Source organism: Actinosynnema mirum DSM 43827 (assembly GCF_000023245.1).
Classification (GTDB): Bacteria; Actinomycetota; Actinomycetes; order Mycobacteriales; family Pseudonocardiaceae; genus Actinosynnema; species Actinosynnema mirum.
Genome location: NC_013093.1, coordinates 228,430 through 242,120 on the forward strand (window position 1 = coordinate 228,430; position 13,691 = coordinate 242,120).

General features: G+C 72.9%; 11 protein-coding genes. 8 read left to right on the top strand and 3 right to left on the bottom strand.

The annotated features are described in order from the left end of the window. The first annotated feature begins 147 nt into the window (after positions 1-147). The 7 genes from AMIR_RS01060 to AMIR_RS01090 all read left to right on the top strand — a co-directional run bounded on the left by AMIR_RS01060 (position 148) and on the right by AMIR_RS01090 (position 9,333). Positions 148-1,833, top strand: coding sequence for an ABC transporter substrate-binding protein (locus AMIR_RS01060; protein ID WP_012782840.1), 1,686 nt, complete (start codon positions 148-150; stop codon positions 1,831-1,833). Between the two features lie 45 nt (positions 1,834-1,878). Next, positions 1,879-2,889: an ABC transporter permease gene (locus AMIR_RS01065; protein ID WP_012782841.1), complete on the top strand. Its 1,011-nt coding sequence runs from the start codon at positions 1,879-1,881 to the stop codon at positions 2,887-2,889. Positions 2,890-2,895: 6 nt separating this feature from the next. Further along, positions 2,896-3,828 carry an ABC transporter permease gene (locus AMIR_RS01070; protein WP_012782842.1) on the top strand — a complete coding sequence of 311 codons (933 nt, stop codon included), beginning with the start codon at positions 2,896-2,898 and terminating at the stop codon, positions 3,826-3,828. Positions 3,829-3,833: 5 nt separating this feature from the next. Next, positions 3,834-4,829, top strand: a complete 996-nt coding sequence (locus tag AMIR_RS01075) for an ABC transporter ATP-binding protein (protein ID WP_012782843.1) — start codon at positions 3,834-3,836, stop codon at positions 4,827-4,829. A 50-nt stretch (positions 4,830-4,879) separates the two neighbouring features. Next, a complete protein-coding gene (locus AMIR_RS01080; protein WP_041837253.1) occupies positions 4,880-5,968 on the top strand; it encodes an ABC transporter ATP-binding protein in 1,089 nt (362 codons plus the stop codon). 162 nt (positions 5,969-6,130) lie between these two features. Further along, on the top strand, positions 6,131-8,269 hold the full coding sequence (locus AMIR_RS01085; RefSeq protein WP_012782845.1) for an N-6 DNA methylase: 2,139 nt from the start codon (positions 6,131-6,133) through the stop codon (positions 8,267-8,269). 488 nt (positions 8,270-8,757) lie between these two features. After that, a complete protein-coding gene (locus tag AMIR_RS01090; RefSeq protein WP_012782846.1) occupies positions 8,758-9,333 on the top strand; it encodes a DedA family protein in 576 nt (191 codons plus the stop codon). A 94-nt stretch (positions 9,334-9,427) separates the two neighbouring features. Here AMIR_RS01090 and leuA read toward each other — a convergent pair whose 3' ends face one another. After that, the gene (gene leuA, locus AMIR_RS01095; protein WP_012782847.1) at positions 9,428-11,224 is read right to left on the bottom strand and encodes a 2-isopropylmalate synthase; all 1,797 of its coding nucleotides are present in this window, start codon (positions 11,222-11,224) and stop codon (positions 9,428-9,430) included. Between the two features lie 227 nt (positions 11,225-11,451). On the opposite strand from leuA, the gene AMIR_RS01100 reads away from it, so the two are divergent. Then, entirely contained in the window at positions 11,452-11,757 is a 306-nt protein-coding gene (locus AMIR_RS01100; protein ID WP_012782848.1) for a hypothetical protein, read from the top strand. Positions 11,758-11,784: 27 nt separating this feature from the next. Here AMIR_RS01100 and AMIR_RS01105 read toward each other — a convergent pair whose 3' ends face one another. Both AMIR_RS01105 and AMIR_RS01110 read right to left on the bottom strand, forming a co-directional pair. Beyond that, the gene (locus AMIR_RS01105) at positions 11,785-12,417 is read right to left on the bottom strand and encodes a nitroreductase family protein (protein ID WP_012782849.1); all 633 of its coding nucleotides are present in this window, start codon (positions 12,415-12,417) and stop codon (positions 11,785-11,787) included. A gap of 26 nt (positions 12,418-12,443) precedes the next feature. Further along, complete coding sequence (locus tag AMIR_RS01110; protein ID WP_012782850.1) at positions 12,444-13,667, bottom strand: glycosyltransferase family protein; 1,224 nt, start codon at positions 13,665-13,667, stop codon at positions 12,444-12,446. Between the last annotated feature and the right edge of the window lie 24 nt (positions 13,668-13,691).

Here is a 13,691-nt window from a genome sequence, read left to right on the forward strand (position 1 = left end):
GCCGGGTCAGCGGAGGTGCGCCGGACGTACGACAATCAACTGCCACGTGGCCGGATCGTGACCTCGGCCGGTCTAGAAGGTTGTGAGGACCGGTTATCGTCCGTGACCACACCGTGAGATCCCGGAATTCCCATAGGGGTGTGTTTGATGGTTCATTCCCGATCGGCCCAGCGACGCTGGGTGGCTGCGATCGGTCTCACCAGTGCCGCCGCGCTCGTCCTCACCTCCTGCGTGCAGTCCGAGCGCAGCCAGGACTCCGGGACCGGCGGCGCCGCGGGCGGGACGTTCACCTTCGGGGCCGCGGGAGCCCCGAAGCTGTTCGACCCGATGTTCGCGACCGACGGTGAGACCTTCCGCGTCGCCAGGCAGATGTTCGACGGCCTGACCACGTTCAAGCCCGGCACCGCCGAGCCCGCGCCCTCGCTGGCCAAGGAGTGGTCGAGCACTCCCGACGGCCTCACGTGGACGTTCAAGCTCGAGACGGGCGTGAAGTTCCACGACGGCAGCGACTTCAACGCCGAGGCCGTCTGCTTCAACTTCGACCGCTGGTACAACCTGAAGGGCGACGCGCAGTCCGACGCCGTCTCCCAGTACTACGTCGACAACTTCGGCGGCTTCTCCGACAAGCCGGAGACGTCGCTCTACAAGAGCTGCGCCGCCGAGGGCGCCGACACCGCCGTGGTCACCCTGACCAAGACGACGTCCAAGTTCCCGGACATCCTGGGCCTGCCGTCGTTCTCCATGCAGAGCCCGAAGGCCCTGAAGGAGTTCAACGCCGACGACGTGAAGGCCCAGGGCGACAGCTTCGTCTTCCCGGCCTACGCGAACGAGCACCCGACCGGCACGGGCCCGTTCAAGTTCGGCAAGTACGACAAGGCGAACAACGTCGTCGAGCTCGTGCGCAACGACGACTACTGGGGCGAGAAGACCAAGCTGGACAAGCTGGTCTTCCGGATCATCCCCGACGAGACCGCCCGCAAGCAGGCGCTGCAGTCCGGTGACATCGACGGCTTCGACTTCCCGAACGCCGCCGACTGGGACAGCCTGAAGAGCGGTGGCTTCAACGTCGAGGTCCGCCCGGCGTTCAACGTCTTCTACGTGGGCATCAACCAGAAGCGGAACCCGAAGCTCCAGGACCTCAAGGTCCGCCAGGCGCTGCTGCACGCGATCAACCGCGAGCAGCTGGTCAAGTCCCAGCTGCCCGAGGGCGCCGAGGTCGCGACGCAGTTCATCCCGAAGACCGTGGGCGGCTACGCCGACGACGTGCAGAAGTACGAGTACTCGGTCGACAAGGCCAAGTCGCTGCTCGCCGAGGCGGGCGCGTCCGACCTGACGCTGAAGTTCTACTGGCCCTCCGAGGTCAGCCGCCCGTACATGCCCAGCCCGAAGGACCTCTACGGCGCCATCGCCGCGGACCTGCAGGCCGCGGGCATCAAGGTGGAGGCGGTCACCAAGCCGTGGAACGGCGGCTACCTGACCGACGTCGACCAGGGCGCGCAGGCCGACCTGTTCCTGCTCGGCTGGACCGGCGACACCGGTAGCGCGGACAACTGGGTGGGCACCTTCTTCGGCAACCCGGCCAACCGCTTCAACACCGGGGCCTCCGCGTGGGGCGCCGACCTGTCCGCGCAGCTGAAGACGGCTGACGCGGAGCCGGACCGGACCAAGCGGTACGACCTCTACAAGGAGATCAACCGCAAGATCATGGCCGAGTACGTGCCGGCGCTGCCGATCTCGCACTCGCCGCCCGCGCTGGTCGTGAAGAACACCGTCAAGGGCATCACTCCGAGCCCGCTGACCGACGAGAAGTTCGTCGACGTCACGGTCAACTGACCGGACTGACTACCACTCCACCACAGAGACAACGGGGTTGAACCAGTGCTCCGCTACACCATCCGACGGCTGATCCAGCTCGTCGTCGTGGTGCTGGTGCTCTCGTTGCTCGTCTTCTCGTGGTTGCGCGCACTCCCGGGAGGGCCGGCATCGGCCCTCCTGGGGGAGCGCGGCACGGAAGAGTCACGGGCGGCGTTGAGCAAGCAGCTCGGCTTGGACCAGCCGATCTTCGTCCAGTACTTCAAATTCCTGGGCCGCGCCCTCACCGGGGACTTCGGCAACTCGACCGGCGTGCAGCCGGGTGACGCGGTGGTGGACATCTTCCTCCAGCGCTTCCCCGCCACGATCGAGCTGAGCGCCTTCGCCATGCTGATCGCGATCGCGCTGGGGATCCCCCTGGGCTACCTGGCCGCCCGCAAGCGCGGCGGCCTGTTCGACAACCTGAGCGTGGGCGGCTCGCTGATCGGCGTCGCCGTGCCGGTCTTCTTCCTGGCCTACCTGCTCAAGTACGTCTTCGCGTCGCAGCTGGGCTGGCTGCCCTCCGCGGGCAGGCAGTCCGCCGGCCTCGACGCGACCCGCGTCACCGGCTTCTTCGTCCTCGACGGCTTCCTCACGCAGGAGTGGGACGCCGCGCTGAACGCGCTGACGCACCTGGTCCTGCCCGCGTGCGCGCTGGCCACCATCCCGTTCGCGGTGATCTTCCGGATCACCAGGGCGGCGGTGCTCGACGTGCTGAACGAGGACTACGTGCGCACCGCCGAGTCCAAGGGCCTGCTGGGCAGCGTCATCCGCCGCAGGCACATCCTGCGCAACGCGATGCTGCCCGTGGTCACCACCATCGGCCTGCAGATCGGCGCGCTGCTGGCAGGCGCGGTGCTCACCGAGAAGGTGTTCGCCTTCCCCGGCGTCGGCGAGGCGCTGGCCATCGGGTTCGAGCGCAGGGACTACCCGGTCCTGCAGATGTTCATCCTGGTCGCCGCCATGATCTACGTGCTGGTGAACCTGCTGGTGGACCTGTCGTACGCGCTCATCGACCCTCGGATCAGGGCGAGGTAGCCGCTCATGACCCCCACCACGAAGAAGGAGCGGATCGACGCTCTCGCCGAGAGCTCGGCCTCCGACTCCGGCGTCAGCCTCGCCGCCAGCGCCTGGAAGCGGCTGCGGCGCAGCCCGGTCTTCCTGCTCGGCGCGGCGATCATCGCGCTGTTCCTGGTCGTCGCGGCGATCGCGCCGTGGCTCGCCCCGCACGACCCCGCGGCCCGCGACCTGATCGACCAGGTCATCAAGGCCCGCAACCAGATCCCCGGCCCGCAGGAGGGCTACCCCCTCGGCGGCGACCTGGTCGGCCGCGACCTGCTGTCCCGGCTGCTCGTCGGCGCCCAGCAGACCCTGCTGGTCGGCGTGTTCGCCACGCTGATCGGCCTCGCGGGCGGCATGGTGCTCGGCATCCTCGCCGGCGCGTTCGGCGGCTGGGTCGACTCGCTCGTCATGCGCGTCGTCGACGTCATGCTGTCGATCCCGCAGCTGCTGCTGGCCTTCGGCATCGGCGCGCTGTTCGCCAGGCCCAGCCTGCTCACCGTGATCCTCGCGGTGTCCATCGTGCAGATCCCGGTGTTCGCCCGGCTGCTGCGCGGCTCGATGCTCGCCCAGCGCTCCAGCGACCACGTGCTGGCCGCCACCGCGCTCGGCGTGAAGCCCGGCCCGATCGTGTTCCGGCACATGCTGCCGAACTCGCTCGGCCCGGTCATCGTCCAGTCCACCCTGGTGCTGGCCACGTCGATCATCGACGCGGCGGCGCTGTCGTTCCTGGGCCTGGGCAACCCCGACGACACGATCCCCGAGTGGGGTCAGATGCTCGGCAGCGCCCAGACCGTGATCGACAGCCACCCGCACCTGGCCTTCTGGCCCGCGGGCTGCATCATCGTGATCGCGCTCGGCTTCACCCTGGTCGGTGAGTCCCTGCGCGACGCGCTCGACCCCAAGAACAGGCGGTGATCCCGATGGCACTGCTGGAAGTCCGCGACCTCACCGTCGTCTTCGAGCGCAAGGGCGAGCAGCCCTTCACCGCCGTGGACGGGGTCAGCTTCGACGTCGAGCCCGGCCAGACCGTCGGCCTGGTCGGTGAGTCCGGCTGCGGCAAGTCGGTGACCTCCCTCGCGATCATGGGCCTGCTGCCCAAGCGCGGGGCGCGGATCACCGGGTCGGTCGGCTACGAGGGCACCGACCTGCTGAAGCTGTCCGACCGCCAGATGCGCGACCGGCGCGGGCGCGACCTGGGCATGGTGTTCCAGGACCCGCTGTCCTCGCTCAACCCGGTCATCCCGATCGGCCTCCAGGTCACCGAGGTGCTGGAGCGGCACCGGGGCATGGCCCGCAAGCAGGCCATGGTCGAGGCGGCCGACCTGCTGGACAAGGTCGGCATCCCCGACCCGACCCGGCGGCTCTCCGAGTACCCGCACCAGCTGTCCGGCGGGATGCGCCAGCGCGCGCTGATCGCCATCGCGCTCGCCTGCCGCCCCCGGCTGCTCATCGCGGACGAGCCGACCACGGCGCTGGACGTGACCATCCAGGCTCAGATCCTGGCGCTGCTCAAGGAACTGGTGCAGGACACCGGGACCGCGCTGGTCATGATCACGCACGACCTGGGCGTCGTCGCCGGCCTGTGCGACGAGGTGAACGTGCTCTACGGCGGTCGCGTCGTGGAGAAGGCGCGGCGGCACGAGCTCTTCGGGCAGCCGCGCCACCCGTACACCCACGGCCTGCTGGCCTCCATCCCGAGGCTGGACGCGCCGCGCGGCGAGCGGCTGGTGCCCATCAAGGGCTCGGTCGCCGACAACATCCCGTGGGAGGGCGGCTGCGCGTTCGCGCCGCGCTGCCCGAACGCGCTGGACGTGTGCGTGACGACCACGCCGGAGCAGGAGGACCTCGGCGGCGGCAGGCTGCTGCGCTGCCACAACCCGGTGCGGCCCGAGGTCGCAGAGGAGGTGGGCGCGTGACCGCGGCAGAACCCGTTCAGGCCGAGCGGGCCCCCGAGGGCGACGCCCTCATCTCGATCGAGGGCATCCAGGTCCACTTCCCGATCAAGCGGGGCGTCTTCCTGGACCGCACCGTCGGCCACGTGTACGCGGTCGACGGCGTGGACCTGAGCATCCGCAAGGGCGAGACGTACGGCCTGGTCGGCGAGTCCGGCTGCGGCAAGTCCACGCTCGGCAGGGCCGTGCTGCGGCTCACCGAGCCGACCGGCGGCCGGGTCGTGTTCGACGGCACCGACCTGTCCACGCTCAAGGGCGAGGCGCTGCGCACCATGCGGCAGCGGATGCAGATGGTCTTCCAGGACCCGATGTCCTCGCTGGACCCGCGCCAGTCGGTCGAGTCGATCCTGGTCGAGGGGCTGCGCGCGCACGGGCTGGACAAGGGCAAGGAGGCCACCGGCAAGCGCCTGCGCGAGCTGCTGGCCGCCGTGGGCCTGCCGTCGACCTCGCTGCGCAAGTACCCGCACGAGTTCTCCGGCGGCCAGCGCCAGCGCATCGGCATCGCCCGCGCGCTGGCGGTCGAGCCCGACCTGATCATCGCCGACGAGCCGGTGTCCGCGCTCGACGTGTCGGTGCAGGCGCAGGTGGTGAACCTGCTGGAGGAGCTGCAGGAGAAGCTGGGGCTGACCTACCTGGTGATCGCCCACGACCTCGCGGTCGTGCGGCACATCGCCGACCGGGTCGGCGTCATGTACCTGGGCGGGATCGTGGAGGAGGCGAGCTCGGACGGGCTGTACGCCGAGCCGCTGCACCCGTACACCAGGGCGCTGCTGTCGGCGATCCCGGTGCCGGACCCCGTGGTGGAGGACCGGCGCGAGCGCATCCTGCTCAAGGGCGACCTGCCCTCGCCCGCCAACCCGCCGACGGGCTGCCGCTTCCACACGCGGTGCCCGTGGCGGCAGGCGACCAGGTGCGACACCGAGCGGCCCGCGCTGCGCGAGGTGCTGCCCGGCCACCGGGTGGCCTGCCACTGGGCGGAGGACATCCGCTCCGGGGCGATCAAGCCGCACGAGGTCGAGGCGGTGCTGGTGGAGGAGGACGGGATCTCCCCGGACGTCCCGCTCGTCGGGCCCGCCTCGGTCACCGAGGTGCTGAACCCGTAGGCGCTGCTGTGAAGTCGGCCGGGGTGGGGACTGCGTCCCCGCCCCGGCCTTTTTCGCAGCTGGGCGAGGTGGTTCGCGGGGCTGGTTCACAGCGGTGAGTGGGGCGCGTACCTGCTCGGTGATCGTCACCGGCGGTGGTCTTCCCGGCGACGAGGAGGCCGGGTGGGCTTGCAGCCGAAGCTGCTGACGGCGGGCGGGATCGCCGAGCTGCTGTCGGTCAGGGCCAGCGCGATCAGCAACTGGCGCAAGCGGCACCGGGACTTCCCCCGGCCGCGCGAGGCCGCCGGGCAGGAGCTGTTCGACGCGGCCGAGGTCGGGCGGTGGCTGGCCGGGCGGCGGGTCCCGCGCACCGCGCTGCGCCGCGACGAGGCCGAGGGCGCCACCTACCAGCACCGGTTCCTGCGCGGCGTTGGGCGGCCCGCGCCGGTGGTCGAGCGGGGGCCTGTCGCGCCTGGGCGGGCGCCCGCGCTGCTCGCGCACGCGGAACCGCTGCGGGTCGCTTCCGGCCTGGGCGTCGACTTCCCGCTGGGGCTGCTGCGCCTGCGCGTCGCCGATCCGGCGGGCTGGGGCGCGCTCGTGGCCGCCGCTCGGGGTGGGGCGGGCGCGCGGGTGCGCGGGCTGCTGGTGGACGCCCGGCTGCCGGGGGCGGACGTCGAGGCGGGCGGTGCGCTGCCCGCGGCCGTGCTCGCCGCCGTGCTCGCGGCCGTGCTCGCCGCCGACGCGGCCGAGGAGCCCGCGCGGGTCGCGGACGCGCTGCTCTCCCGGCCCGGCCGGGACGCCGGGCACCGGACGCCGCCGCTGGCCCGCTGCCTGGTCGAGCTGGTCGACCCCCGGCCCGGTGAGACCGTGCACGACCCGTGCTGCGGTGACGGCAGGCTGCTGGTCGCGGTCGCCGGGCACCTCGCCCCCGAGAGCCCCGGCGCCGGGGCGCTGTCCGGGCGGGCTGCCGACGAGGTGTCGTCGCGCGTCTGCGCCGCGCTGCTGGGGATCAGGGGCATGTCCGCCGACCTGCGCGCGCACGGGGACGGGTTCCGGTGCGAGCTGTTCGACGTGGTCGTGGCGCACCCGCCGGTCACCCTCGCCCCACCCGGCGGCGAGGGGCCGCCGCTCGGCGAGCCGTCCGCGCGCGGCGCCGGTCTCGCCTGGGTCCAGCACGCGCTGCGCGAGCTCGCGCCCGGCGGGCGGGCCGCGCTGCTCGTGCCGGGCAGCACCGCGTCCGGGCAGGCGGGCCGGGACGTGGCGGTGCGGCGGGCCCTGGTCGAGGCCGGGGTCGTCGAGTGCGTGGTCGCCCTGCCGGGGCGGTCGTCCCGCGCGGTGGTGTGGGTGCTGCGCGCGCCCGGTGCTGGACCGGTCGACCCGGAGGTGCTGTTCGTCGACGCGGCCGGTGGCGGTGAGCCGGGCGGGCGCGTGGTGGACGACGCGGTCGTCGACCGGGTGGTCGGCGAGCACCGGCGGCGGGCTGAGCGGGGTGGGCGGCGGTTCGCCGGGCAGGAGGGGTTCAGCCGGTCGGCGGCGCGGGCGGAGATCGCGCGCAACGACTTCCGGCTCGCGCCCGCCGGGTACGTGGCACGTCCCGCCGCCGCGTCCGCGCCGCTGGAGCACCTGCTCGCGGAGGTCGACGCGCTGCGCGCCGAGCTGAGCGGGCTGCGGGGCGCGGTCGCCGCGCGGGAGGCCGAGGGCGAGCGGGCGTTCGCCGCCGCGCTGGCCGCCACCGGGGGCGTGCCGCGGGCGGAGGTCCCGCTCGGGCGGATCGCCGAGGTGGCGGCCGGGCCGGGGACCATGGCGCGCGGGGACGGCGTGCCGGTGGTGCTGCCGCGCAACATCGGCGGCGGGCGGGTGGACCGGGGCGCGCACGACCTGGCGCCCGCGCGGGGCGACCGGTACGCGCTGCGGGCCGGGGACGTGGTGTGCGCCCGGACGGGGACGCTCGGGCGGGGACGCTCGGGCGGTACGGGGCGGTACGGGGTGGTCGGGGCGGACCAGGACGGGTGGCTGCTCGGGCCCGGCTGCCTGCGGCTGCGGCCGGGGACCGGGGTGGTGCCGGGGTACCTGGCGCACTTCCTGAACTCGCCCGAGGGCGCGGCCGGTCTGGAGCGGCTGCTGTCCGGCGGGGCGGTCCCGCACGTGACCACGCGGGCCATGGGGGAGCTGGTGGTCCGGCTGCCGCCGACGGCCGCGCAGACCACGATCGCGGCGGCCCTGGACGCCGCCGACGCGCGGCTCGCGCTGCACCGGCGGGTGGAGGACGCGGAGCGGGAGCTGCGCGAGCTGACCTTCGCGGCCCCGACCCACGCCCGGTGAGCCGCAGGCTCACCACGCCTCGGGGCGCGCTGAGCTTCGGGCGCGTTGGGGCGCGCTTGCCGGGCCCTGGGCCTGCTGGGCTTCGGGCGCACTGGGGCGCACGCTTGTCAGGCCCCAGGCCCCAGGCCCCAGGCCCCAGGCCCCAGGCCCCAGGCCCGCTGGGCTCCGGGCCCGCTGGGCTTCGGGCCCGCTGGGCTTCGGGCCCGCTGGGCTTCGGGCGCGCTGGGCTTCGGGTGCGCTGGGCCTCGGGGCGCCAGCCCTCAGCCCGCTGGGCTGCAAGCCCGCCAAACCCCAGCCCGCTGGGCGGTGAGCCCGCTGGGCGGCAACCCGCCAGGCCCCACCTCGGGTGTGGGCTCGCGAGCCGCGGCCCCGCCGCGCGCCCCGCTCGCTGCGGTGATCACGGTGGGTTCCGCCGGTGAAGCCTGTCGGTTACCTGAACGTAGTCCGTTCGGCGGAGCAACCGGGCGGCCAGCGGCGTTGCACCCGGTGTGACACCACTGCTGGTGCTGTTCGCCGTTGCCGCCGTGCCGCTGGCGCCGACCGAGGCCGTGCTGATCGCCTGCGGCGTGCTCGCGGCGTCCGGCGAGCTGCCGCTCGGGGCCGTGATCGCCGTCGCGGCGGCGGGGTGCACGGTGGCCGACCTGGTCAACCTCGCCATCGGGCGGGCGCTCGGCGGGCGGGCGCTGGCGAGGTTCGAGCGCAGGGCCGGGTCCCGCGCGGTGCTGGACTGGACCCGCGCCCGGCTGGCCGGGCGGGGCGAGGCGGTGCTGGTGGCGGTGCGGTTCGTGCCCGGAGGCGGGGTGGTGGCCGCGCTGCTGGTGGGCGCGCTGCGCTGGCGGGCCCTGCGGTTCCTGCCGATCGCGGCCGTCGGGTCGCTGCTGTGGAGCGCGTACGTGGGACTGCTGGGCTACTTCGGCGGCACGCTCCTGGACGACCCCGTGCTGGCCCTGATCGCCTCGCTCGCGGTCGCGACCCTCATCGGGGTGCCCGCGGGCGTGGCGGTGCGCGCCGCGCAGCGCAGGGAGGCGCTGAGGGACGGCGGGCCGGAACCCCTGGCCGTCTGAGCGACCCCCGGCTGAACGACCCCCGGCTGAACGGACCCCGGACGGCACCGCGCCCCCTCGGCCGGTGCCGAGGGGGCGCGGTGGGGGTTGGGGACTAGCGGTTGGCGCGGTTCACGGCCGACACCAGGGCCCGCAGCGACGCGGCCACGGTGGAGCTGTCGACGCCCACGCCCCACAGCACGCGGTCGCCCACCGAGCACTCCACGTACGAGGCCGCGCGGGCGTCGTCGCCGGAGGACAGGGCGTGCTCCGAGTAGTCCAGCACCCGGACGTCGTAGCCCACCGACGCCAGCGCGTCCACGAACGCGGCGATCGGCCCGTTGCCGGTGCCCGTCACGTCCTGGGTCTCGCCGTCGACCACCAGCACGGTCTTGATCGACTCCGAGCCGGTGCCGTCGCTGGACAGCTCGTGCTTCAGCAGCCGCAGCGGCGCGACGCCCTGCAGGTACTCGTCCGCGAAGGCGTCCCAGATCTCCTTCGGGCCGACCTCGCCGCCCTGCGTGTCGGTGACCTCCTGGATCACCCGCGAGAACTCCACCTGCAGCCGCCTCGGCAGGTCCAGGTGGTGCTCGCTCTTCATCACGTACGCCACCCCGCCCTTGCCGGACTGGGAGTTGACCCGGATGACCGCCTCGTAGTTGCGGCCGACGTCCTTCGGGTCGATGGGCAGGTACGGGACCTCCCACGGGTACTCGTCGACGTGCTTGTCGGCGTCCTTCGCGTCCGCCTCCAGCGCCTCGAAGCCCTTCTTGATGGCGTCCTGGTGGCTGCCGGAGAACGCGGTGAACACCAGGTCGCCGCCGTACGGGTGCCGCTCGTGCACGGGCAGCTGGTTGCAGTACTCGACCGTGCGGCGGACCTCGTCGATGTCGGAGAAGTCGATCTGCGGGTCGACGCCCTGGCTGAACATGTTCATGCCCAGCGTCACCAGGCACACGTTGCCGGTGCGCTCGCCGTTGCCGAACAGGCAGCCCTCGATGCGGTCCGCGCCCGCCAGGTAGCCCAGCTCGGCGGCGGCCACGCCGGTGCCCCGGTCGTTGTGCGGGTGCAGCGACAGCACGATCGAGTCACGCCGGGCCAGGTGGCGCGACATCCACTCGATCGAGTCGGCGTACACGTTCGGCGTCGCCATCTCGACGGTCGCGGGCAGGTTGATCACCATCGGCAGCTCGGGGGTGGGCGCGATGATCTCCGAGACCGCGTCGCACACCTCCAGCGCGTAGCTCAGCTCGGTGCCGGTGTAGGACTCGGGCGAGTACTCGTAGCGGAACTCGGTCTCCGGGTACTTCTTCGCCTCCTCCAGCGCGAACCGCGCCGCGTCGGTGGCGATCGCCTTGATCCGGTCGCGGTCGGCGCGGAACACGACCTTGCGCTGGAGCACCGAGGTGGAGTTGTAGAAGTGCACGATCGCCTTGTGCGCGCCGCGCAGCGACTCGTACGTGCGGGTGATCAGCTCAGGGCGGCACTGGGTCAGCACCTGGATGGTGACGTCGTCCGGGACCGCGCCGTCCTCGATGATCTCGCGGACGAAGTCGAAGTCGGTCTGCGATGCCGCCGGGAAGCCGACCTCGATCTCCTTGTAGCCCATGCGCACCAGCAGGTCGAACATCTTGCGCTTGCGGGCGGGCGACATCGGGTCGATCAGCGCCTGGTTGCCGTCGCGCAGGTCCACCGCGCACCACTGCGGGGCCTGGGTGATCCGCTTGGCGGGCCAGGTGCGGTCGGGCAGGTCGACGGTCTCGACCAGCTCGTGGAACGGGCGGTAGCGGTGCACCGGCATGGACGTGCCGCGCTGCGGGTTCCACGCGGGCTGGCCCTCGGGGGCCGGGCGGGCGGGAGGGCGGATGCGGCTGGTGCCGGTGCTGTACGCGTCGGGCGAGATGGTGCTCATGGGCTCTGGTGCTCCTGGCGCCGGTTCGGGAGGACGACCGGCGGCAACGCTCGGACCCGCGACGGGGGGCCGGTCTGGTCAGACCCCGTCACGGCGGCGAAGCAGGAGGTTGCGCTGCACGCTCACCAGGTTAACCACAACCCCCAGACTGGTGCGAGGGGGAGCCCAGATGGTGGAATTTCACCCCATCGTGTTTCACCGGAACGGGGCTCGGGCATTTCTCGGCCATGTCCAGATGGCGTTCCACCACTCGTGCGAGCAGCGGGAGCTACACCGCTGCCAGGGTGATCAGCGGGGTCGGGGTCGTCTTCGCGGTCATCGAGGTCCTGTTCATCCTCATGGTGCTCCTCGGGGCCGAGTCGACCAACGCGTTCTTCCAGTTCATCTCGCAGCTGGCCAACCCGCTGGCACTGTTCTTCCCCGGTTTGTTCCAGTTCTCCGACGAGAGCGTCGAGCTGATCGTCAACTACGGTCTCGCGGCCGTGTTCTGGCTGGTCGTGACCAGTCTGCTGGCACGGCTGATCGCTCGCTGAACGAGGTCGCCCTCACCTGGACTCCCGTCACGACGTGGCGGGAGTTTCCGGGGTGAAAGCGGCTTCGCCCCATTTCCCGGAGAACACCGTCTCGGCCAGCGGCTTGCGCTTGCGGGGCCTTTCGTCCTTCGCGCGCAGGTCCTCCGGCAAATCCGAGCCGTCGCCCTCCCGGCCGACCGCGATCACCACCACCGGGCGCACGTCCCCTGGAATGGACAACGCCTCCCGGAGCGCCTCGGGGTCGAATCCGCCCATCTGGTGCGCGACCAGCCCGAGCTGCACCGCCTGGAGCACCAGGTTCTGCACCGCCAGCCCCAGCCCGAACTCCGCGTTCGGCAGCGGCCCCTTGGCGTCCGAGGTGGCCAGCGCGGCCACGACCAGCGCGGACGCCGACCCGGCCCAGGTCCGGTTGCCCCGGCTGAGCGCCGCGAAGACCCGCTCGTGCGCCGGTTCGCCGCGCCGGGCGAGCAGGAACCGGGCCGGTTGGGTGTTCCCGTGTGAGGCTGCCCACCGCGCCGCCTCGAACAGCGAGCGCGCCTCGTCCTCGCCGAGCGCCGCGCCCGCGTCGAACGCCCTGGGGCTCCACCGGTCCGCGATCACCCCGGCCAGTTCGAGACCGCCCTGCCCTGAACCGCCCTGCTCCGCACCGTTCCGCGCCACAGCCCTCTCCCGCCTTCCCGGTCAGCTCAGATCGCGTACTGCCACGCGGTGATCGAGTACGCCCCGAACCACGCCCCGAACACCGCGACACCCGCCAGCACCGACACCACCGCGCCCGTCCGCCGCTTGGCCAGCGACAGCGCGATCGGCAGCAGCAGCGCGAACGCGGGCAGCAGCAGCCGGGCCTTGGAGTTCATCAGCCCGTTCGAGCCCAGGTCCATCACGATCACGCCCACCGCGTACACCACCAGCGGCCACTCCAGCCGCCGCCGCACGCACACCACCACGAGCGCGAGCGCGCCCAGCAGCAGCCACACCGTCACCAGCTCCAGCACCGACCTCGGGTTCGCCAGGATCTCCCAGGTGAACCTCCAGGTCGCCGCCCCGCCGTCGAACTTCGACCCCCAGCCGCGCTGCTGCACCGCGAACCAGCCGTCCAGCTGCCCGGTGCGCACCGCCACGAACCCGAGGTAGCCCAGCATCCCGAGCGGCGCCAGCACCCCGCCTGCCCACGGCCGCAGCCCGTCCCGCCGCTGCCACACGGCCACCAGCGCGGCCAGCCCCACCGCCAGCACCAGCGCGCCCGCCGTCGGCCGCACCAGCCCGGCCCCGGCCGCGCACAGCCCGGCCAGCACCCAGCGCCGCTCCACCACGCCCACCAGCGACCACGCGGCCAGCGCGCAGAACAGCGCCTCCGAGTAGGCCATCGACAGCACCACGGCCATCGGCGAGGCGGCGAACAGCACCACCAGCACCAGCCCGGCCCGCTCCGACCCGCCGCGCACCGAGCGCCCCAGCCGGTGCAGGCCGTACGCGCAGAACACCCCGCTCACCAGGCTCACCGAGAACGCCGCGCCCACCGCCGACACCCCCGGCAGCGCCCCCACCCAGCCCACCAGCAGCGGGTAGCCGGGGAAGAACGCCAGCGGCGTCTCCGCCGAGCGCCTGCCGAACGCGTCCACCAGCGCCGGGGTGACGCCCCCGTACCCGCCCTGCGCGATGCCGAGGAACCACTGCCCGTCCCACGAGGTGAGCACCTTCGCGACGTCCTTGTCCCAGTGGTCGGACATCAGCGCGAGCACCAGCACCCCGAGCAGCCTCACCAGCAGGTAGAGCGCGCCGGGGGCGATGACCGGCGCGAACCGGTGCTCCGCCAGGCCGGCCAGGGGTCCGCGCGTCGACGGCGCGCGCTCGGGGCTGTCTGGTCCTGCGTCCACGGTCGGCACGGCGACGAGGGTAGTGCCGGCCACGGCGGGGCCGGTCCACTCAGTGGT